This is a genomic window from Stenotrophomonas sp. 78350_Sma (assembly GCF_056482105.1).
On the sequence record NZ_CM151182.1, the window covers coordinates 4,651,459 to 4,669,827 of the forward strand.

Below are 18,369 nucleotides of genomic sequence, written 5' to 3' on the forward strand. Positions count from 1 at the left end.
GCTCCTCAGAAGGTCAGGCCAAGCCGCGCATACACGCGGACATCGCGGCCGTCACCCGGTCGCAGGGCGCTGGTCGGCTTGGCCGCCGCCACACGCAGTTCGAGGTTCTTCCACTGGCGCAGGCGGAAAGTCGCGCCCATGCCCACCGATGCCAGATCGGCCGGTGCCTCCACACCATCGATATCGAACACGCGCGCCTGGTCAGCGAACACGTCCAGCTCCAGCACTTCGCGCCACGGCACCCCGCGGAACGGCGAGACCACGTCGCCGAAACCCGGCGCATCGACGTGGTACTCCAGCGCTCCGTACCAGCCACGATCGCCCAGCGTCTCGCCCTGCGCATAACCCCGCACGCTGTCGTTGCCACCCACCTGGAACTGCTCCAGCGCCGGCAGCGAGTTGTTGCTGTACTGGCCATTGAACTTGAACAGCAGGCGCTGGCTGCGGCTGAGATACTGCAGCCGCAGCAGGCCCAGGCGCACTACGGTGAAGCGGCTGTCGCGGGTCGGGTTGATCGCATCGAAGTCGGCCGAGCGATCATGCAGCGACTGGCGCACGCTCAACTGCGCCAGGTTGATGCCATGCAGGCGCGCATCGTTGTGGCGCAGGCTCGCGCCCACTTCGGCCACGTCGTACTTCTGTTTGGACAGCACCAGGCCCAGCGCTTCAAAGCGTGAGCTCTCGCGGATGTAGCGCATCGAGCTGGTCATCTGCAGGTCGGGACGGTTGATGAACTTCCAGTCGGCACCGGCATAGGCCTGCGAGGCGGGGCCCTTGAGCTTGAAGCCACGCAGGATGCCGTCGTCCACCTCCAGTTCACTGCGGTTGGCACCGGCCAGCACCGACAGCCCCTGCACCACCTGCAACGGCACGCTGTAGGACAGCGCGCCAGCGCGACTGGCCTGCGGATCGAACGCATACGTGCCACTGGCCGCAAATACATCGCCCAGTCCCAGCGGACTGTTCCAGGTGACGCCCAACTGGGCGCGCCCGCGACCGGTCAGCTCGGTGCCGTGGTTGTCCACGCTCGTACTGATTTCGTACGGCCGGCCGCTTTCGCGTGCGACCAGTACAAGATCGGTTTCCCCTACGTTCTCGCCAGGCTGCAGCACCGAGGACACGGATACACCGGGCAGGTCACGTGCATACAGCAACGCGCTGTCGATGTCGGCCTGGCGCAGCGGGTGCCCGCGCAGGCGCTCGGCGACGTTGCTGAGCACATGCGTGCGATAGCGCTGGTTCCCTTGCACCACCACCTTGCCGATGCGACCTTCCAGCACGCGCACTTCGATGCGTCCTTCGGCATCGAGTTTCTGCGGAGGCAGATAGGCAACGCTGACCAGGAAGCCTGCCTTGCGATAGGCCGCCGTCACTGCATCCGCCGCCCCCTGCAACTGGGCGAAGTCCAGCGAGATCACGTCCGCGCCGTGCGCCAGACTGGCGAAGTAGGCATCCAGCACTGCCTGTACCTGTGCAGGCGTGATACCACGTTGCGGATGGTCCCCGACGTCACTGGCGCGGAAACCGCGTACCTGCAGGGTTTGGCTGCCGGTGCGCGCGGCCATGCCGGGCAGGTCAACCGTGGATGGCGCATCGGCCTGCTGCGCGGCAGCGACTACTGGCAGGGCCGCAGACAGCAGCAGTGCGAACGACGATCGATTCAATGGCACGAATGTGTCCTCCAATGACGACGGATGTCCAAGACAATGGACAGCACCCGCCAGTCCCCGGGCGGAGCGCATGAAAGAGACAGGCGCAGCAGGACGCGCTGGCATCCAGCAGGCGATTCGCCCACTGCCCAGACATGCGTGCACCTCAACAACCCCGCGCGGAGGATGCCACAAAGAATGAACGGCCACGCGTGCCGTTCGTAACCGTTCGTCGGACGTATCTGTGCATGGCCGATGGCTTCGGCACATGGATCGATCTGAATGCATGTGCGCCGCTCAGGGCCCACAAAAGATGACGCCGGCGCGCATCCTGCGGCCGGCGTCGGGTCCCCTCCCCGGGAACGCTTGAATCAGTGGGTGTGGATCAGCGGATGACCAGCACCGGCAGGGTGCTGCGCGCCAGCACTTCCGCGGTCTGGCTGCCCAGCAGCACGCGGGTCACGCCACGGCGGCCATGCGAGGTCATCACGATCAGGTCGCTGTTGCGCTCGCCCGCCGTCTCGATGATGCCATCGGCCGCATAGCGGTCCAGCACATGCACCGGATTGGCGGTAATGCCCTGCTCGGCGGCCTTGGCCAGCGCGGGCTGAAGGACCTTCTGCGCGCCTTCCTCGCGGTCTGCCTTGTACTCCGGGCTGTTCATGTAGCCCACGCTCCAGCCCATGGCGTCGTACATGCCGACGGCCCACGGCTCGGAAACGGTCACGATATCAACCTCGGCATTGAGGTCCTTGGCCAGCTCCAGGCCCTTGGCCAGGCCCTTGTCGGCCAGCTCGGACCCGTCGGTGGCAATCAGGATGCGCTTGTACATGGTGGGGCTCCGTAGCGATCTGCCAGATGGGAACGACACCATTGCACACCGGATGTGCAGGCCGCGCCTTGAGCAGGATCAATCCGGCGCCGCGCAGCGGCGTGTGCGCACCGTCGGCTTGCGTACCCACTGACCGCGGCGCATGCTGACCAAGCGGTATCGGGCCGCCCCGGGAGAACGTTGATGCAGGACAGCAAGCCAACACCACGAAGCCCCCTCAGGATCATCCTGTGGAGCCTCGCCGCCACCTTCGTCCTGCTCTGCGGCGGCTATTACCTGGGCAAGGATCTTGCCCAGCGCGACAACGCCCGGCAGTCAGCCGGCCGATAACCTGCTCCTGTAGAGCCGAGCCCATGCTCGGCTGCTTCTGGCGGGAAAAGCAGCCGAGCATGGGCTCGGCTCTACAACAATGTCGCTCAGGCGATCTGCACCACGCGTGCGTTCTGGCACAGCGGATAACTGGCCACGAACCCGGCGATCGCATCGCGCATCGCCTCGAACGATTCGCCATACATGTACAGCGCGGTTTCGGTCGGGCCCTGCCACCAGCTGCAGATCTCGCCCAGGCCGTCGATGTTCTCGGACAGCTGCTCGAACACGTGGTTGGAATCGCACTGCTCGTAGACTTCGTCCGGCAGGGTCAGGCCATCCAGGTAGATGCCCAGGCCCTCGGTGACGCCGAAGCTGCGGTCGGCCTCGCCCGCCCCCTGCAACTGCGAACCCTTCGGCGCACCCAGCTGTTCCAGCAGGTCGATCAGCTTCGGCACGCCATCGGCATCGACCAGCGCCACTTCGATATCGCCGTATTCGACCTCGCCCAGATCGGAGATCGCGGTACCGCCGCCGACGATCTCGCCGATCTCGGCGGCCTGCATCAATGCGTCGAGCGGATCCTCGAACAGTTCGTGGCGATGCTCCGGCTGCAGCCGGGCGTTCAACTTCACGGTGACGTGCAGCGTGGGTTCGGTCATGGGGCGTTCCTGGAAGAAGTCAGGCCCCATTGTAGAGTCGAAGGTAGCGGCAGGAGCCGCTGCCCTCGGCTCTACAACAGCCTGTCAACGCAGGAATGGCGTGACCTTGCGCTTCAGCAGCTCCACCAGCACCGGGTCCATGTAGTCGTAGTCATCGGGGATATCCAGGCAGATCACCCGCTTGCCGTTCAGCCATGCCTTGTAGCGGCTGGATAACCGGTTGCGGTGCGCCTTCTCCATCACGAACACCAGGTCCGCCCACTGCAGCAGCTCCGGGCTGAGCACTTCATCCGCGTCGGCCAGCAACCCGGCCGATGCGGTTTCGATGCCCGGCCACTCGGCGAACACCTGCTCGGCCGTCGGGCTGCGCAGGCGGTTCTGACTGCAGAGGAAGAGCACGTTGCGGGTCATGAGCGCAGCCTAATCGGGGTCGGATCCCTTTTCCAACGGAAAAGGGATCCGACCCCTGAACGGTGATCAGATCACCGTCAGGTTGGCGTACGCCATCACCAGCCACTTGCTGCCGGCGTCGGCGAACTCGACCTGCACGCGGGCATGGGCGCCGCTGCCTTCGTAGTCGGTCACCATGCCTTCGCCGAACTTGGGATGGGTGACCAGCGCGCCCAGCTTCAGCGGCGGTGCCTCGATGGAGGCATGGCCCATCACCCGGCTGCTGCCCAGCGATGCCGGCCGCGAGACCTGCACCTTCGGGCGCACTTCGTGCAGCAGTTCGCGCGGGATTTCGCGCAGGAAGCGCGACGGCAGGCTGTAGTTGTCCTGGCCGTGGATGCGGCGCGACTCGGCATAGCTCAGCACCAGCTTCTGGCGCGCGCGGGTGATGCCGACGTAGGCCAGGCGGCGCTCTTCTTCAAGCCGCCCGCTTTCCTCCAGCGAGCGCGCACTGGGGAACAGGCCTTCTTCCAGGCCGGCCAGGAACACCAGCGGAAACTCCAGGCCCTTGGCCGAGTGCAGGGTCATCAGCTGCACGCCGTCCTCGCCCGCCTGCGCCTGGCCCTCGCCGGCCTCCAGCGCGGCGTAGGCCAGGAATGCGACCAGCTCGTCCATGTCCTCGCCCACTTCCTCGATGTCGTCGGCGCGGCGCACGAAGCGCGATGCCACCGAGACCAGTTCGTCGAGGTTGTCGGTACGCGATTCCGAATCCAGCGCGTTGCGGCTTTCCTTGCTCCAGTGCTCGCGCAGCTGCGAGCGCGCCAGCACGTGGTCCACGCGCTCGGCCAGGGTCATGTGCAGGGTCTGCGCCTGCAGCTCGTTGACCAGCACCAGGAAGCCGGCCAGTGCATTGCGCGCACGTGCGGCCAGCGCGCTGCCCTGGGTGACCAGCATGGTCGCTTCCCACAGCGAGATGCCCTGCGCGCGTGCCTCGCGGCGCACTTCGTCCAGCGTGCGGTCGCCGATGCCACGGGTGGGCGTGTTGACCGCGCGCTCGAAGGCGGCGTCATCGTTGCGGTTGGACAGCAGGCGCAGGTAGGCCAGTGCGTCCTTGATTTCGGCACGCTCGAAGAAGCGCATGCCACCGTACACGCGGTACGGCACCTGTTCGCTCAGCAGCGCTTCTTCCAGCGCGCGCGACTGCGCGTTGCTGCGGTAGAGCACGGCCACTTCGGTGTAGCTGCCACCATCGCGCACCCATTGGCGGGCACGCTCGACGATGTAGCGCGCCTCGTCCATCTCGTTGTACGCGGCGTACAGGTCGATCGGCTCGCCGTCGCCGCTGTCGGTCCACAGCTGCTTGCCGATGCGATCCGGGTTGTGCGCGATCACCGCATTGGCGGCACCGAGGATGTTGGCGGTGGAGCGGTAGTTCTGTTCCAGGCGGATGGTCTGCGCGCCCGGGAAGTCGCGCAGGAAGCCCTGCACGTTCTCGACCTTGGCACCGCGCCAACCGTAGATGGCCTGGTCATCGTCGCCAACCACGAACACGTGGCCGGAATCGCCGGCCAGCACGCGCACGAAGGCGTACTGGATGGCATTGGTGTCCTGGAACTCGTCCACCAGGATTTCGCGGAAGCGCGCGCGGTAGTGCGCCAGCAGGGCCGGGTTGTCACGCAGCAGTTCGTGCGCGCGCAGCAGCAGTTCGGCGAAGTCGACCAGGCCGGCGCGGTCGCAGCGCGCCTGGTACTCGATGTAGGCCTGGCGCATGGTTTCCAGCCACGCGTCGTGCGGTTCGGGCTGGATGTGCTGCGGGCGGCGGCCTTCGTCCTTCTGCGCGTTGATCCACCACGCGATCTGCTTGGCCGGGTATTTGCCGTCGTCCAGTTCCAGCGCCTGCACCACGCGCTTGACCAGCCGCAGTTGATCGTCCGAGTCCATCACCTGGAAGCCTTCGGGCAGCTTCGCGTCCTGCCAGTGCAGGCGCAGCAGGCGGTTGGCCAGGCCGTGGAAGGTACCGATCCACATGCCACGGCTGCCATTGGGCAGCTGTGCGTCGATGCGGTGGCGCATCTCGCCGGCCGCCTTGTTGGTGAAGGTCACCGCGAAAATGCCGTGGGTCGGCACGCCATCGACTTCATGCAGCCAGGCAATGCGGTGGGTAAGTACGCGGGTCTTGCCGGAACCGGCACCGGCCAGCACCAGGTGGTGGCCGGGGGGAGCGGAGACGGCTTCGCGCTGGGCCGGGTTCAGGCCATCAAGCAGGTGGGAGACATCCATGCCCCCATTTTACGGCATCGCCGTCGCGGCTCCTGCGACCACCTGGGTGGCCAGTGCGTGCGCCTGCTGACGCAGTTCAGGCACCGCCAGGCTTTCCCACAGGCTGCCGATGCGCAGGCTGCCCAGCACGCCCAGCCGTGCCTGCGGCTGGCCACCGGAGGCACACAGGCGATCGCCCGGCACCGAGCTGTCCAGGCCCAGCCCATGCGGGCCGGGGCGCGCCAGCCCATCGGCCTGCAGCTGTTGCAGCAACGGATTGCGCAGCGCACTGGCGCGGGTTTCGACGCCGGTGGCGTTGATCACGCCGCCGATCATCCACTGCTGTTCCTCGCCCGAGGCATCCCGGCCGGACAACTGCACGGCATCGCCATCACGCCAGGTGCGTTGCAGGCGGGCGCGGTGGACGCGCAGCTGGCCGCTGTCGATCAACGCCTGCAGCTGAACATCCACCTCTTCGGCGATGCGGTGGCGATGCACATCCCAGTAGCGCACCGCATGGCGCAGGAAGCGGCGCTGGTCGGCCTCATCGAGGCTGCACCACAGCGCCTGCCCGTGCGGGCGGATGCGGTCCATCACGCCCTGCCATGGCAGGCCGTCGGCCTGTGCCTGGCGAGCGAACCCGCGCAACGCGCGCAGGCGCTGACGCAGGTTCATCGGCAGCAGCGTGGCCGGGTCGAACGTGGGTAGGCCCCCATGTGCGTGCGGCAGCGGCAGCAGGCCGTGGCGCGAGATCACATGCAGCGGGCCGGTGTGGCCGGCGGCAACCAGCGCCAGCACGGTGTCGGCCATGCTCAGGCCGGAGCCGACGATGGCCACGGCCTGTTCGCCGGCAAGGGTGCGCACACCGTCGTAGTCCCAGGCCTCGATCACGTCATCGGCGGGCAGCGCATCGGCGCCGGCCACCGGCAGCGGGCGCATGCTGTTGCCAGTGGCCAGCACCGCCTGCGCGGCGTGCAGCGTGTGGCCATCGCCGAGTGCCAGCTGGTAGCCGTGGTCGTCCGGCTGCAGGCCCAGCACCGGCTGTGCGATCACCTGCAGCTGCGCCGGGCTGGCGGCGGCGGCCTCCTGCAGGCGCTGCTGCAGATAAGCCGCAAAGTAGTGGCGGCACACGTAACGCTCGCCCAGCACCTCGCGCGCCTCGCCCGGGTAGGCGTCGGCGGCCATCAGGTAGTCGAGGAAATCGCCAGGCTGGTCGGCAAACGCACTCATCTTCGCCGCCGGCACGTTCAGCAGATGCTCCGGCCACGGCGTGGCATAGGCGATGCCCTGGGCCAGCTGCGAGGCCGGTTCGAAAATGGCCAGCGCCAGCGGCGCCTTCGCCTGGCGCAATACCTGGATCGCCACCAGCACCCCGGCCGCACCACCACCGATGATTGCCAGGTCCAGTTCGCCATTACGCGGTGAATCAGTCATGTGCCGATTGTAGGCCATCGGCGATGACAGGCCGGATTGCCGAAATGGGCGGCCGGCATTGCCTTACATCAACGCGTCGGCCAGCCGTGCGATGCCCTCGCGGCTGCGCCGCCACGTGGGGCGGCTGCGCCACTGCTGCAGATCCAGCTGCCGCGACTCGCGCAGGTAGCCATCCTCGATCGCGCACAGCTGCTGCACCAGCGCGCGGTCGTAGCAGATCAGGCCGATTTCGGCATTCAGTGCGAACGAGCGGATATCCATGTTGATCGAGCCGAGCACAGCGATGTCCTCATCCACGCTCATGTGCTTGGCGTGCAGGAACTGCGGCTCGTACAGCGCGATGCGCACGCCACAGCGCAGCAGCTCGTCGTAGTAGGCCTCCTGTGCCCACGAGGTCAGCCGCTGGTTGTTGCTGGCCGACAGGATCAGCTGCACTTCCACGCCGGACAACGCCGCGATGCGCAGCGCGCTGAGCGTGGCTTCGTCAGGCACGAAGTACGGGGTGACCAACACCAGCCGGCGCCGCGCCAGGTGGATCAGCGCCGCCACCGCATCACGTGCGTTGCTATAGGGATAGGCCGGGCCGCTGGGCAGCAGCTGGGTGGCGATGTCGTCGCTGCACTCGGGCACATCGGCGATCACGTCCAGGCGCTGGCCGGTTTCCATGTACCAGTCGCTGGCGAACACCGCTTCCAGATGCGCCACCGCCGGGCCGCGCACGCGCGCCACCAGCTCTCGGTTCGGGTGGCCGGGCACGAACTGCGGGCCCGCCAGGTTCTGCGAACCGACGTAGGCCACTTCGTTGTCGATCACCGCGATCTTGCGGTGGTTGCGCAGGTCCATGCGCCCGCTGCGGCGCCAGCGCAGGCCGCCGGGCAGCATCGCGCGCACTTCGATGTCGCGCGCTTCCAGGCGCTTGCGATAGGCGCGCAGGCCGCGCTTGGCACCCACCGCATCGAGCAGCACGCGGCATTGCACGCCACGCGCCGCTGCACGCTGCAGCGCCTCGACCACCGCCTCGCCCACCGCGTCGTCGAACATCAGGTAGTACAGCAGATGCACGCGGTCTTCGGCCTGGTCGATGTCGGCGATCAGCGTGTGCAGCGATTCGTCGTAGTCGGTCAGCAGGTCCACCGCGTTGCCGTGCACCGGCATGAAGTCGCCCTGGCGCTGCACCAGCGGCACGATCTCGGCGCTGGCGGTGTCCGGCTGCGGGGTCCAGCGCAGGCGATGCTGCAGCGCCTGTTCCTCGCGGATGACCTGCGAGGCCTCGGCCTGGCGGCGAATACGCTCGCGCGACAGCCACGGGTGGCCGAACAGCAGGTACAGCGGCAGGCCCAGCAGGGGCACGAAGCCGACCAGCAGCAGCCAGCTGCGCGCCGCACCCGGCGTGGTGCGGGTGGGGATCCAGCACAGCGCGACCAGCCGGATCAGCCAGTCGATCAGCAGCAGGTAGGAACCCAGCAACCACTCGAACAGCATCGTGTCGCCCGTCGGGAGGTGATGGGCCATTCTGCCCAGCGGGGTGTGTAGAGTCGAGCCGCGCTCGACTGCCTTGAACCAGCGTGTCGACCAAGGTCGATACGTACCGGGCGGACAGCGTGCCGACCAACGGTCAGCACCCACCACGGCAATGGCGGAGCAGCCGGCAGCCGCCCTGGAATGCCGGGCATGAAAAAACCCGCCACAAGGGCGGGTTTCTTCGCGGGGACCAGCAATCCTTGCGGATTACTTGATCTTGCCTTCCTTGTACAGGACGTGCTTGCGCACGACCGGATCGTACTTCAGGAATTCCATCTTCCCCGGGGTGTTCTTCTTGTTCTTGTCGGTCGTGTAGAAGTGGCCGGTACCGGCCGAGGAAATCATACGGACCTTATCGCGCTTGCCTGCCATGATGCTTTACTCCTCAGACCTTTTCGCCGCGCGCACGCAGCTCAGCCAGAACGGAATCAATGCCGTTCTTGTCGATGGTGCGCAGTGCATGCGCGGAAACACGAAGCTTGACCCAGCGGTTTTCGCTGGCCACCCAGAAACGGCGCTCGTGCAGATTCGGCAGGAAACGACGACGGGTCTTGTTGTTGGCGTGCGAGACGTTGTTACCCGTCTGCACTCGCTTGCCGGAAACCTGGCATACGCGGGACATTGCGCACCTCGATAGTAGTAGTTGTCAGCCCGTAGCCCGGGAGACGGCGGCCTCGATGGTTGCCCACCACACGTCAAGAGAATCAAAGGGTTACGCTGGCGTTGGGCGGCCGGGGACGTGCTCCCGGGGGCGCCGCCCGGTAGAAAACCGGACACAGCGAGCCGCGCATTATGCACGTGTTCAAGCACTTGCGCAAGTTACCCACAGGCTGGGGCTGAACGCGACGGCCGCCCCCTGTAGAGCCGAGCTATGCTCGGCTGCTGCGTCCCGGAACGCCTGAGCCGAGCATGGGCTCGGCTCTACAACAATGACCGACCCGGCTCAGCGCAGGTGCGGGATCACCTGGGCCAGCAGATGGGCATCCTTCAGCGCACCGTGCAGTCCCCGGGTGCCGGGAATGCGCAGGCGCTGCAGCACATCATCCAGCTTGTTGCCCTGGCCCGGCCAGCGCCCGCGCGCCAGCTTCAGGCTGCAGGTGATGCGGCAATGCTGGGCCAGCGTGACGGGGATGCCGGCCAGGCGCAGCTCATTGTCGAGGAAACCCACATCGAAGGTGGCGTTGTGCGCGATCATCTCGCTGCCGCGCAGGAAGTCGAGCAGTTCGGCGGCCTTGCTGGAAAACAGTGGCTTGCCCACCAGCATCGCGTCGCTGATGCCATGTACCCGCTGCGCGCCCCAATCGACCTTGCGCTGCGGCTGCAGGTAGGTGTGGAACTGGCGGCCGGTGAGCTGACCATCGACCAGTTCGACGGCACCGATTTCGATCACGCGATGGCCCAGGCGGTGGGAGATGCCGGTGGTTTCGGTATCCAGTGCGACGATGCGACTCATGCGTGAGGCTGTTTCCTGTTGCGTGTTGTGGTGATTTTCGCACGCCCGGTGCGTGTCACCCCAACACCTCCACCACCCAATCGATGAACACCCGCAGCCGCTGGCTCATGTGCCGGTTCGGCGGAAACATCACGTGCATCGGCATTGGCGGCAGCTGCCAGTCCTGCAACACCGGCATCAGCTCGCCGCGCGCCACGTGCGGCTCGGCCATATAGCTGGGCAGCGCGACCACGCCGAGCCCCGCCAGCGCAGCCGCCAGATACGCGTTGCCGTCGTCGAAGCCGACTGTATAGCGGCCCTGCACCTCGATGCGCTCATCGCCGCGCTTCGCATTGAACACTCGGGCACGGCCGCTACGCGGGCTGAGGAAGCCGACCATGTGGTGGTCCGGCCCTTCCAGCGCGCGCGGGTCGGACGGCACGCCGAAACGTTGCACGTACGCCGGGCTGGCGTGGAAACCAATCTGCAGCGCAGCCAACGGCCGTGCCACCAGCGCCGGGTCGGCCGGGGTGCCACCGCGGATCACGCAATCGACGTTGTCGGCGATGACATCGACCTCGCGGTCGCTGACGCCGATATCCAGCTGGATCTCCGGGTAACGCGCCTGGAAATCCGGCAGCGCCGGTACCAGCCGCAACCGCGCATACGGCCCGGGCACATCCACGCGCAGGCGTCCGCGCGGCTGGGCGGCCGCATCGCCCAGCCCGCCCTCTACCTCGTCCAGCTCGGCCAGCAGGCGGGCGATGCGCGGGTAATAGGCCGCGCCATCGGCGGTGACGCTGACCCGCCGGGTGGTGCGGTTGAGCAGGCGCAACCGCAGGTGCGCCTCCAGCTGCTGCACCAGCTGCGTAACCGTGGTGCGGCTGACCTGCAGGGTGTGCGCGGCGCGGGTGAAGCTGCCCGTTTCCACCACCCGGGCAAACGCCCGCATCGCCTCGAAACGGTCCATGGCCGGCCGTGATTGTTTGGGATTAGCAACCAATCTAGGCCGATCATCGCGGTTTATCCAGACAGCGCTGGCAGGGAGGATGGTGTTCTCTCCCACGGGATCTTCCCCATGTCACAGCGTGATGTCGTTTTCCCCGCCGGCCGACAGGCCCTGTACGAGCGCAACCGCTACTCGCCGGCGATCCGATCCAATGGCTTCCTGTTCGTCTCCGGCCAGGTCGGCAGCCGCGAGGACGGCTCGCCCGAGCCGGACTTCGAGGCGCAGGTGCGCCGCGCCTTCGAGAATCTCAATGCGGTGCTTGCCGCCGCCGGCTGCACGTTCGATGACGTGGTCGACGTGACCGTGTTCCTGGTCGACCCGGAAACGAACTTCGAGAAGGCCTGGGCGATCGTGCCCGAGTACTGGGGCGAGGCGCCGCACCCGACCCTGACCGGTATCGGCGTGACCTGGCTGTACGGGTTCCAGTTCGAGATCAAGGTGATCGCGAAGCTGCCGTGACACGGGTAGTGCCGGCCGCTGGCCGGCAGCGTGGTGGGGTCGAAAAGCGTGTCGACCAAGGTCGACACCTACCGGGACGGCTGGTCGCGCGAAAGCAGCCGAGCGTGGGCTACAGAAGCGCATCCCGGTGTCCCACCCCACGGGCCGAAAGGCGTGCCGACCAAGGTCGGCACCCACCAGGGCAGGAGGTCGGCCCCTACCGGGACAGGAGGCCCCCAGGCCACCCACCTGAACGGGAGGTTCCGACGAATTCCCGAGGTGACCATTGATATTGTATCCGGCGAAAACCGCTTGCTAGCCTCCCTTCCATGCGCCGGATCACCCGCCAACTGCGTACGTACCTGATGATGCTGCTGATGGCGGCATTCGTGGTCGTGCCGGTGGCCGACGCACTGGTGTGTGCGGTGGAACCGCATGCCAGCAGCGCCCATGTCGAGTCCCTTGCGGACGATGCAGGCGGCGACAGCGACAGCAAGCACACGGGTGCCTGCACGCATAACCACTGCCATCACTCCACGCTGAGCCTGCCAGCGAATGATTTCGCCGCCTTCGGTACGCCGCTGCCGGCGCGCTGGATGAATGCCGGCGACGTGGCGACCTATGCGGTCGCCCAGGATGAATTGACGCGTCCCCCCCGGGCGTGAGTTGAGCGCGTCCCGCAATCGCGGGCTCCCGTTTCACTCACAACCGGAATCCCCCTATGTCGATCCTGACACCTCGGTCGCCGCGCGCGGCCGGGCTGGTCGTCGCCGTGTTGCTGGGCCTGGCCCCGGCAATGCAGGCGTCGGCACAAGCCGCCCCCTCCTACGACACCCTGCTTGAACGCCTGGACCAGCTGCCCGGCACCCGTGTGGGTACGGCGCTGGCCGAGGCCGCCGATGCGCGCGCCGACCAGGCCCGTGCGTTGCCCAACCCTTCCCTTTCCTACTCCGCCGAAAACGCCTGGGGCACCGGCTCCTATGGCGGCATGGGCAAGGCCGATACCGTGCTCACCCTGTCCCAGCCGCTGGAGGTCTGGGGCCAGCGTGGCGCGCGCGTCCGCGCCGCCCGCGCCGAGGCCCAGGCCGCCAACCTGCGTGGCGCGCAGAGCCGCAGTGACGTGGCCAGCCAGCTGGCGGTGGTCTATGCACAGGCGGAAAGTGCACTGCGCCGTTACACGCTGGCCGAAGAAGCACTGTCACTGACCCGCGATGACGCCAACGCCGTCAACGCCATGGTCAAGCAGGGCCGCGAACCGCAGCTGCGCGCGGTGCAGGCACAGAGCGAGGTGGCCAACGCCAGTGCTTCACTGGATGAGGCGCAGGCCTTCCGTGATGCCGCGCTGGCCCGCCTGGCCGGTGCCGCGCTGCTGGATGCGCCGGTGCAATCGATCAACGACAGCCTGCTCGACCGCGCGCCACCGCTGCCGCGCGGTGCCACCGATACCGCACTGGCGGTGCGCATCGCCGAAGCAGAGGCCGATGCGGCGGGCAAGCTGGTCGACGTGGAGCGCAAGCGCGCCCTGCCTGATCTCAGTGTCACCGCCGCGCAGACCCGCTTCCGCGAAGGCGGCGAGCGTGCCTACAACCTCGGGGTCAGCCTCAGCATCCCGCTGTTCGACCGCAACCGTGGCGGCATCCGCGCCGCCAATGCCGACCAGCGCGCGGCCGAGGCACGCCTGGACCAGCAGCGCCGCGACAGTGAGGCCGCACGCCTGTCAGCCGTGGCCGGGCTGAAGGCGGCCAGCAGCCGTACCCGTGCCGCCGATGAAAGTGTGGTCGCCGCCGAAGAAGCCTATCGCCTCGCACGCGTTGGCTTCGACGCCGGGCGCATCTCGCAGCTGGAACTGCGCAGCACGCGCAGCGCCCTCATCGCCGCCCGTGGCACCGCCGTGGATGCGCGCCTGTCGCGCGTCGGCGCGGAAATCGATCTTGCCCGCCTGGAAGGGCGCGCACCTTTTGTGGAGGCCCCATGACTCTCTCCCGTTCCTTCCCCCTGATCGGCGGCCTCCTGCTGACCGTGTTCCTGGCCGGCTGCGCTGGCAACGCGCAGACACCTGCAAATGACGACCCCGCCGCGGCCAAGGCGGGCGCCGACGATGGCCATGGCCACGCCGCCGACAGCAAGGAAGCCAAGGCAGAAACCGCGAAGTCGCCGGCTGACGCCGACGAAGGCGTGGTGCAGCTGACGCCAGAGCAGATCAAGGCCTCCGGTATCGAGGTGGTCGCGATCGGTCGCGGCGGTGGCGGTTCAACCCGCCTCGCCGGCCGGGTCGAACCGTCGGTGGGCGCTCGCGCCTCGGTGGCTTCGACCGTGACCGGCCGCGTCGAGCGCGTGCTGGTCGCGCCGGGCACGGCGGTGAAGCAGAACCAGGCACTGGCCATCGTGGTCAGCGGCGAAGCCGCGGTGTTCCGTGCCAACGCGCTGGCCGCATCGGCCGAGGCCGAAGCCGCGCGCCTGGCCTATGGCCGCGACAAGGCCCTGGTCGACCAGGGCGTGGTCGCCCGCCAGGAAATGGAAGCCTCGCGTGCACGTTCGCTGGCAGCACAGGCCCAGGCCGCTGCCGCTCAGGCCCAGGCCGCCGCCAACGGTGCGCCCGATGCCAGCGGCCGCGTGCGCATCACCAGCCCGGTGGCCGGCATCGTCGGCAACGTGCAGGTCACCCCGGGCGGCGTGGTCGCCGCCGGCAGCGCGGTGGCCGACGTCGCCGACCCGACGATGAATGAGCTGGTGTTCACCGCACCGCCGGCGCTGGCCGCGCAGGTCACGCCGGGCATGAAGCTGGAAGTGAGCGTACCGGGTGGCAGCTTCACCGCCACCGTCACCGGTTCGGCCGCCGATGTCCGCCAGCAGGGCGGCGTCGCGGTGATCCGCGCCACGCCGGTGGACGCCTCGTTGCCACCGGCAGGTTCGCCGGTATCGGCCGTGGTGGTCACCGAAGGCCAGGACGGCTCGCTCAGCGTCCCGGCCGATGCGGTGCAGAACGTCGATGGCAGCAGTGCGGTGTTCGTGGCCGTCGAAGGCGGCTTCAAGGTGCAGCCGGTGCTGGCTGGCCGTCGTGCCGGTGATCGCATCGAGATCCTCGGTGGCCTGAGCGGCAGCGAGCGCATCGTTGGCAGCAACGCCTTCCTGCTCAAGGCCGAACTGGCCAAGGGCGAAGCCGAGCACGGCCACTGAGGAGGCGACCATGTTCAAGCTGATCATTGAAACAGCGGTGCGCCACCGCTGGCTGGTGGTGTTCATGGCGGCGCTGATCGCCGCGGTGGGCCTGTTCCAGCTGGGCAAGCTGCCGATCGACGCGGTGCCGGACATCACCAACCGCCAGGTGCAGATCAACACGGTGGCACCGGCGCTGACACCGGAGCAGATCGAGCGGCAGGTGACCTACCCGCTGGAAACCGCGCTGGCCGGCATTCCCGGCCTGACCACCACGCGTTCGCTGTCGCGCAATGGCTTCTCGCAGGTGACCGCGATCTTCACCGATGCCACCGACATCTACTTCGCCCGCCAGCAGGTGGCCGAACGCATGCGCGAGGCATCGGAAGACCTGCCCGATGGCGCATCGCCGATGCTGTCGCCGGTCACCACCGGTCTCGGCGAAGTGCTGATGTGGACGGTGGACTTCACCGCGTTCGATCCAGCCAAGCTGGCCAAGCCCGGTGAAGCCGGCTGGCAGGCCGGCGAGGTCTACCGCACGCCGGAAGGCAACCTGCTGCGGACACCCGAAGAACGTGCGACCTACCTGCGCACCGTGCAGGACTGGATCATCGCGCCGCAGATGCGTTCCAGCCCGGGGCTGGCCGGCGTCGATACGGTCGGCGGCTACGTCAAGGAATACGGCGTGCATCCGGACAGCGCCAGGCTGGCCGCGCATGGCCTCGGCCTGGCCGACCTGGTCACTGCCCTGCAGCGTTCCAACGTACAGGCCGGTGCCGGTTTCGTGCAGCGTGCCGGCGAAGGCCTGGTGGTACGTGCAGACGGCCTGGCGCTGACCACCGATGACCTGGCACAGGCTCCGGTGGCCACCCGCAATGGCGTGGTGGTGCGCGTGGCCGATGTGGCCACGGTGGAACTGAGCCGCGCGCCGCGCCTGGGCGCGGCCAGCCGCAACGGTCACGAAGCCGTGCTCGGCACCGCGCTGATGATTGCCGGTGGCAACAGCCGCACCGTGGCGCAGGCTGCCGCGGCGCGCCTTGAACAGGTGAACAAGTCGCTGCCGGCCGACATCGTGGCGGCACCGGTGCTGGACCGCAGCGTACTGGTCAATTCCACCATCAAGACCGTGGCCAAGAACCTCACCGAGGGCGCGCTGCTGGTGGTGGTGGTGCTGTTCCTGCTGCTGGGCAACCTGCGCGCAGCGACGATCACCGCGCTGGTGATTCCGCTGTCGTTCCTGTTCGCAGTAATCGGCATGAACCGCTTCGGCATCAGCGGCAACCTGATGAGCCTGGGTGCGCTGGACTTCGGCATCCTGGTGGACGGTGCGGTGATCGTGGTTGAGTCGACGCTGCTGATGCTGGGCCAGCGCCGCGCCGAACTGGGCCGTGCGCTGACCGCGATGGAACGCCTGCGTGTAGCCGCCGATTCGGCGCTGAAGATGGCGAGGCCGGCGGCGTTCGGCCAACTGATCATCCTGCTGGTGTTCGCGCCGATCCTCACCCTGGAAGGCGTGGAGGGCAAGACGTTCCACCCGATGGCGGCCACCTTCATGCTGGCCCTGGTCGGTGCCTTCATCTTCTCCTTCACCTTCGTGCCGGCGATGGCCGCGCTGCTGGTGCGCGAGCCCAAGGTGAAGGACGGCGATGCCCATGCGGATGATGGCGAGCACGAAACGAAGTTGATCCGCGTGCTGCGCGCGCGCATCGAGCCGGTGGTGCGCAAGGCCGTGGCACATCCGCGCACGGTGCTGGCCGGTGCGGTGATGATGGTGGTGGTGGGCATCGGCTCGTTCTCGCTGCTGGGCCGCGAGTTCATGCCGACCCTGGACGAAGGCAACGTGGCGATGCAGGCCCTGCGCGTGCCGTCGACCTCGCTGGAGCAGTCATTGGCGATGCAGCTGGCGCTGGAAAAAGCGATCGCCAAACAGCCTGAAGTAGAGACAGTGTTCTCGCGTACCGGTACCGCCGAGGCGGCGATCGATCCGATGCCGACCAACATCTCCGACAGCGTGATCGTGCTGAAGCCGCGCAAGGACTGGCCTGATCCGAAGCTGGACAAGGAGGCGCTGGTGGCGCGCTTCGAAAAACTGGCCGGGCAGCAGCTGGGCAACAGCTTCGAGTTCAGCCAGCCGATCGAACTGCGCTTCAACGAACTGATTTCCGGCGTGCGTACCGACCTGGCGGTGATGATCTTCGGCGATGACTTCAGCCAGCTGCAGAAGGTGGCCGACCAGGTGGCGCTGAAGCTGCGTGCGGTGAACGGCGCGGCCGACGTGCGGGTGGAACAGATCTCCGGCCTGCCCACGCTGAACGTGGCGATCGACCACGTGGCGGCGGCGCAGTACGGGCTGACCGCCGCGGACGTGAGTGATGCACTGTCCACCGGCATCGGCGGTACCGCAGCGGGCAAGATCTTCGAAGGTGATCGACGCTTCAACGTGGTGGTGCGGCTGGACGATGCCTCGCGCAACGATCCGGACCAGCTGGCCTCACTGCCGATCGCCACGCCGTCGGGGCTGGTGATTCCGCTGTCGTCGGTGGCGCGCATTACCGTGAGCGAAGGGCCGAACCAGATCAGCCGCAACAACGGCAGCCGCCGCGTGGTGGTGCAGGCCAACGTGCGTGGGCGTGACCTGGGTGGCTTCGTCGGCGAGGCACAGGCAGCGGTGGCCGACGTGGCGCTGCCGCCGGGTGCCTACCTGACCTGGGGTGGCCAGTTCGAGAACCTGCAGCGCGCGGAGAAGCGGCTGGCGACGGTGGTGCCGGTGGTGTTCCTGCTGATCGGCAGCCTGCTGTTCATGGCCCTGCGCAGCGGCAAGGAAGCCATTCTGGTGTTCAGCTGCGTGCCGCTGGCGCTGGTCGGCGGCATCCTCGCGCTGCTGCTGCGTGGCATGCCGTTCTCGGTGTCAGCGGCGGTCGGCTTCATCGCCGTCTCCGGCGTGGCCACCTTGAACGGCCTGGTGCTGATGCAGGCGATCCGCGAACGCCTGGACGCCGGTGACCTGCCGCTGCAGGCAGCGATCAACGGTGCCTCCAGCCGCATCCGCGCGGTGCTGACCACGGCGCTGGTGGCGATCGTCGGCTTCATTCCGATGGCGATCGCCAGCGGTTCCGGTGCGGAAGTGCAGAAGCCGTTGGCGACGGTGGTGATCGGTGGCTTGATCACCGCGACCGTGCTGACCCTGCTGGTGCTGCCGACGTTTGCCGCGCGAGTGGCCAAGCCGCGGGCGGTGGGCTGAAAGACCACGGGGTCGGATCCTGTGATCCGACCCCGTT

The 18,369-nt window shown here is 67.6% G+C and carries 17 protein-coding genes; 6 read left to right on the forward strand and 11 right to left on the reverse strand.

The genetic code is table 11. The features are described 5' to 3' along the window. Positions 1-5: 5 nt before the first annotated feature. Positions 6-1,664: a ShlB/FhaC/HecB family hemolysin secretion/activation protein gene (locus ACZK4H_RS21390; protein WP_428843482.1), complete on the reverse strand. Its 1,659-nt coding sequence runs from the start codon at positions 1,662-1,664 to the stop codon at positions 6-8. A 370-nt stretch (positions 1,665-2,034) separates the two neighbouring features. After that, positions 2,035-2,481 (reverse strand): universal stress protein, encoded by a 447-nt coding sequence (locus ACZK4H_RS21395; RefSeq protein ID WP_005411629.1) that lies wholly within the window; start codon positions 2,479-2,481, stop codon positions 2,035-2,037. A 183-nt stretch (positions 2,482-2,664) separates the two neighbouring features. On the opposite strand from ACZK4H_RS21395, the gene ACZK4H_RS21400 reads away from it, so the two are divergent. Continuing rightward, a complete protein-coding gene (locus ACZK4H_RS21400) occupies positions 2,665-2,811 on the forward strand; it encodes a hypothetical protein (protein WP_197577830.1) in 147 nt (48 codons plus the stop codon). A gap of 86 nt (positions 2,812-2,897) precedes the next feature. On the opposite strand, the gene ACZK4H_RS21405 is transcribed toward ACZK4H_RS21400, so the two are convergent. The 9 genes from ACZK4H_RS21405 to ACZK4H_RS21445 all read right to left on the reverse strand — a co-directional run bounded on the left by ACZK4H_RS21405 (position 2,898) and on the right by ACZK4H_RS21445 (position 11,458). After that, positions 2,898-3,452 (reverse strand): hypothetical protein, encoded by a 555-nt coding sequence (locus ACZK4H_RS21405; RefSeq protein ID WP_099551785.1) that lies wholly within the window; start codon positions 3,450-3,452, stop codon positions 2,898-2,900. Positions 3,453-3,536: 84 nt separating this feature from the next. Further along, complete coding sequence (locus ACZK4H_RS21410) at positions 3,537-3,863, reverse strand: low molecular weight protein tyrosine phosphatase family protein (protein ID WP_099551786.1); 327 nt, start codon at positions 3,861-3,863, stop codon at positions 3,537-3,539. 66 nt (positions 3,864-3,929) lie between these two features. Beyond that, positions 3,930-6,122, reverse strand: coding sequence for a DNA helicase II (gene uvrD, locus ACZK4H_RS21415; RefSeq protein ID WP_099551787.1), 2,193 nt, complete (start codon positions 6,120-6,122; stop codon positions 3,930-3,932). A gap of 9 nt (positions 6,123-6,131) precedes the next feature. Beyond that, positions 6,132-7,553, reverse strand: a complete 1,422-nt coding sequence (locus ACZK4H_RS21420) for an FAD/NAD(P)-binding protein (RefSeq protein WP_099551788.1) — start codon at positions 7,551-7,553, stop codon at positions 6,132-6,134. A 45-nt stretch (positions 7,554-7,598) separates the two neighbouring features. Beyond that, positions 7,599-9,017, reverse strand: a complete 1,419-nt coding sequence (gene cls / locus ACZK4H_RS21425; protein ID WP_099551789.1) for a cardiolipin synthase — start codon at positions 9,015-9,017, stop codon at positions 7,599-7,601. Positions 9,018-9,263: 246 nt separating this feature from the next. Next, a complete protein-coding gene (gene rpmG, locus ACZK4H_RS21430) occupies positions 9,264-9,431 on the reverse strand; it encodes a 50S ribosomal protein L33 (protein WP_169411268.1) in 168 nt (55 codons plus the stop codon). Positions 9,432-9,441: 10 nt separating this feature from the next. After that, positions 9,442-9,678, reverse strand: coding sequence for a 50S ribosomal protein L28 (gene rpmB, locus ACZK4H_RS21435; protein ID WP_005411638.1), 237 nt, complete (start codon positions 9,676-9,678; stop codon positions 9,442-9,444). A 321-nt stretch (positions 9,679-9,999) separates the two neighbouring features. Further along, positions 10,000-10,509 carry a DNA polymerase III subunit epsilon gene (gene dnaQ, locus ACZK4H_RS21440; protein ID WP_099551790.1) on the reverse strand — a complete coding sequence of 170 codons (510 nt, stop codon included), beginning with the start codon at positions 10,507-10,509 and terminating at the stop codon, positions 10,000-10,002. Between the two features lie 55 nt (positions 10,510-10,564). After that, entirely contained in the window at positions 10,565-11,458 is an 894-nt protein-coding gene (locus tag ACZK4H_RS21445) for a LysR family transcriptional regulator (RefSeq protein ID WP_099551791.1), read from the reverse strand. A gap of 108 nt (positions 11,459-11,566) precedes the next feature. Between ACZK4H_RS21445 and ACZK4H_RS21450 the strand changes: the two genes are divergently transcribed. The 5 genes from ACZK4H_RS21450 (at position 11,567) to ACZK4H_RS21470 (ending at position 18,332) form a co-directional block, all read left to right on the forward strand. Further along, positions 11,567-11,956: a RidA family protein gene (locus ACZK4H_RS21450; protein WP_057500905.1), complete on the forward strand. Its 390-nt coding sequence runs from the start codon at positions 11,567-11,569 to the stop codon at positions 11,954-11,956. Between the two features lie 308 nt (positions 11,957-12,264). Beyond that, positions 12,265-12,600 (forward strand): hypothetical protein, encoded by a 336-nt coding sequence (locus ACZK4H_RS21455; RefSeq protein ID WP_006402574.1) that lies wholly within the window; start codon positions 12,265-12,267, stop codon positions 12,598-12,600. 56 nt (positions 12,601-12,656) lie between these two features. After that, positions 12,657-13,910 (forward strand): TolC family protein, encoded by a 1,254-nt coding sequence (locus ACZK4H_RS21460; RefSeq protein ID WP_099551792.1) that lies wholly within the window; start codon positions 12,657-12,659, stop codon positions 13,908-13,910. Then, complete coding sequence (locus tag ACZK4H_RS21465; RefSeq protein WP_099551793.1) at positions 13,907-15,112, forward strand: efflux RND transporter periplasmic adaptor subunit; 1,206 nt, start codon at positions 13,907-13,909, stop codon at positions 15,110-15,112. The genes ACZK4H_RS21460 and ACZK4H_RS21465 overlap by 4 nt, the downstream gene beginning before the upstream one ends. A gap of 10 nt (positions 15,113-15,122) precedes the next feature. Further along, entirely contained in the window at positions 15,123-18,332 is a 3,210-nt protein-coding gene (locus tag ACZK4H_RS21470; protein ID WP_099551794.1) for an efflux RND transporter permease subunit, read from the forward strand. The last annotated feature ends 37 nt before the right edge of the window (positions 18,333-18,369 follow it).

Coding starts and splice junctions, on each gene's coding strand:
- ACZK4H_RS21395 (WP_005411629.1), bottom strand. CDS start 2,481: ATGTACAAGCGCATCCTGATTGCCACCGACGGGTCCGAGCTGGCCGAC.
- ACZK4H_RS21400 (WP_197577830.1), top strand. CDS start 2,665: ATGCAGGACAGCAAGCCAACACCACGAAGCCCCCTCAGGATCATCCTG.
- ACZK4H_RS21405 (WP_099551785.1), bottom strand. CDS start 3,452: ATGACCGAACCCACGCTGCACGTCACCGTGAAGTTGAACGCCCGGCTG.
- ACZK4H_RS21410 (WP_099551786.1), bottom strand. CDS start 3,863: ATGACCCGCAACGTGCTCTTCCTCTGCAGTCAGAACCGCCTGCGCAGC.
- uvrD (WP_099551787.1), bottom strand. CDS start 6,122: ATGGATGTCTCCCACCTGCTTGATGGCCTGAACCCGGCCCAGCGCGAA.
- ACZK4H_RS21420 (WP_099551788.1), bottom strand. CDS start 7,553: ATGGCCTACAATCGGCACATGACTGATTCACCGCGTAATGGCGAACTG.
- cls (WP_099551789.1), bottom strand. CDS start 9,017: ATGCTGTTCGAGTGGTTGCTGGGTTCCTACCTGCTGCTGATCGACTGG.
- rpmB (WP_005411638.1), bottom strand. CDS start 9,678: ATGTCCCGCGTATGCCAGGTTTCCGGCAAGCGAGTGCAGACGGGTAAC.
- dnaQ (WP_099551790.1), bottom strand. CDS start 10,509: ATGAGTCGCATCGTCGCACTGGATACCGAAACCACCGGCATCTCCCAC.
- ACZK4H_RS21445 (WP_099551791.1), bottom strand. CDS start 11,458: ATGGACCGTTTCGAGGCGATGCGGGCGTTTGCCCGGGTGGTGGAAACG.
- ACZK4H_RS21450 (WP_057500905.1), top strand. CDS start 11,567: ATGTCACAGCGTGATGTCGTTTTCCCCGCCGGCCGACAGGCCCTGTAC.
- ACZK4H_RS21455 (WP_006402574.1), top strand. CDS start 12,265: ATGCGCCGGATCACCCGCCAACTGCGTACGTACCTGATGATGCTGCTG.
- ACZK4H_RS21460 (WP_099551792.1), top strand. CDS start 12,657: ATGTCGATCCTGACACCTCGGTCGCCGCGCGCGGCCGGGCTGGTCGTC.
- ACZK4H_RS21465 (WP_099551793.1), top strand. CDS start 13,907: ATGACTCTCTCCCGTTCCTTCCCCCTGATCGGCGGCCTCCTGCTGACC.
- ACZK4H_RS21470 (WP_099551794.1), top strand. CDS start 15,123: ATGTTCAAGCTGATCATTGAAACAGCGGTGCGCCACCGCTGGCTGGTG.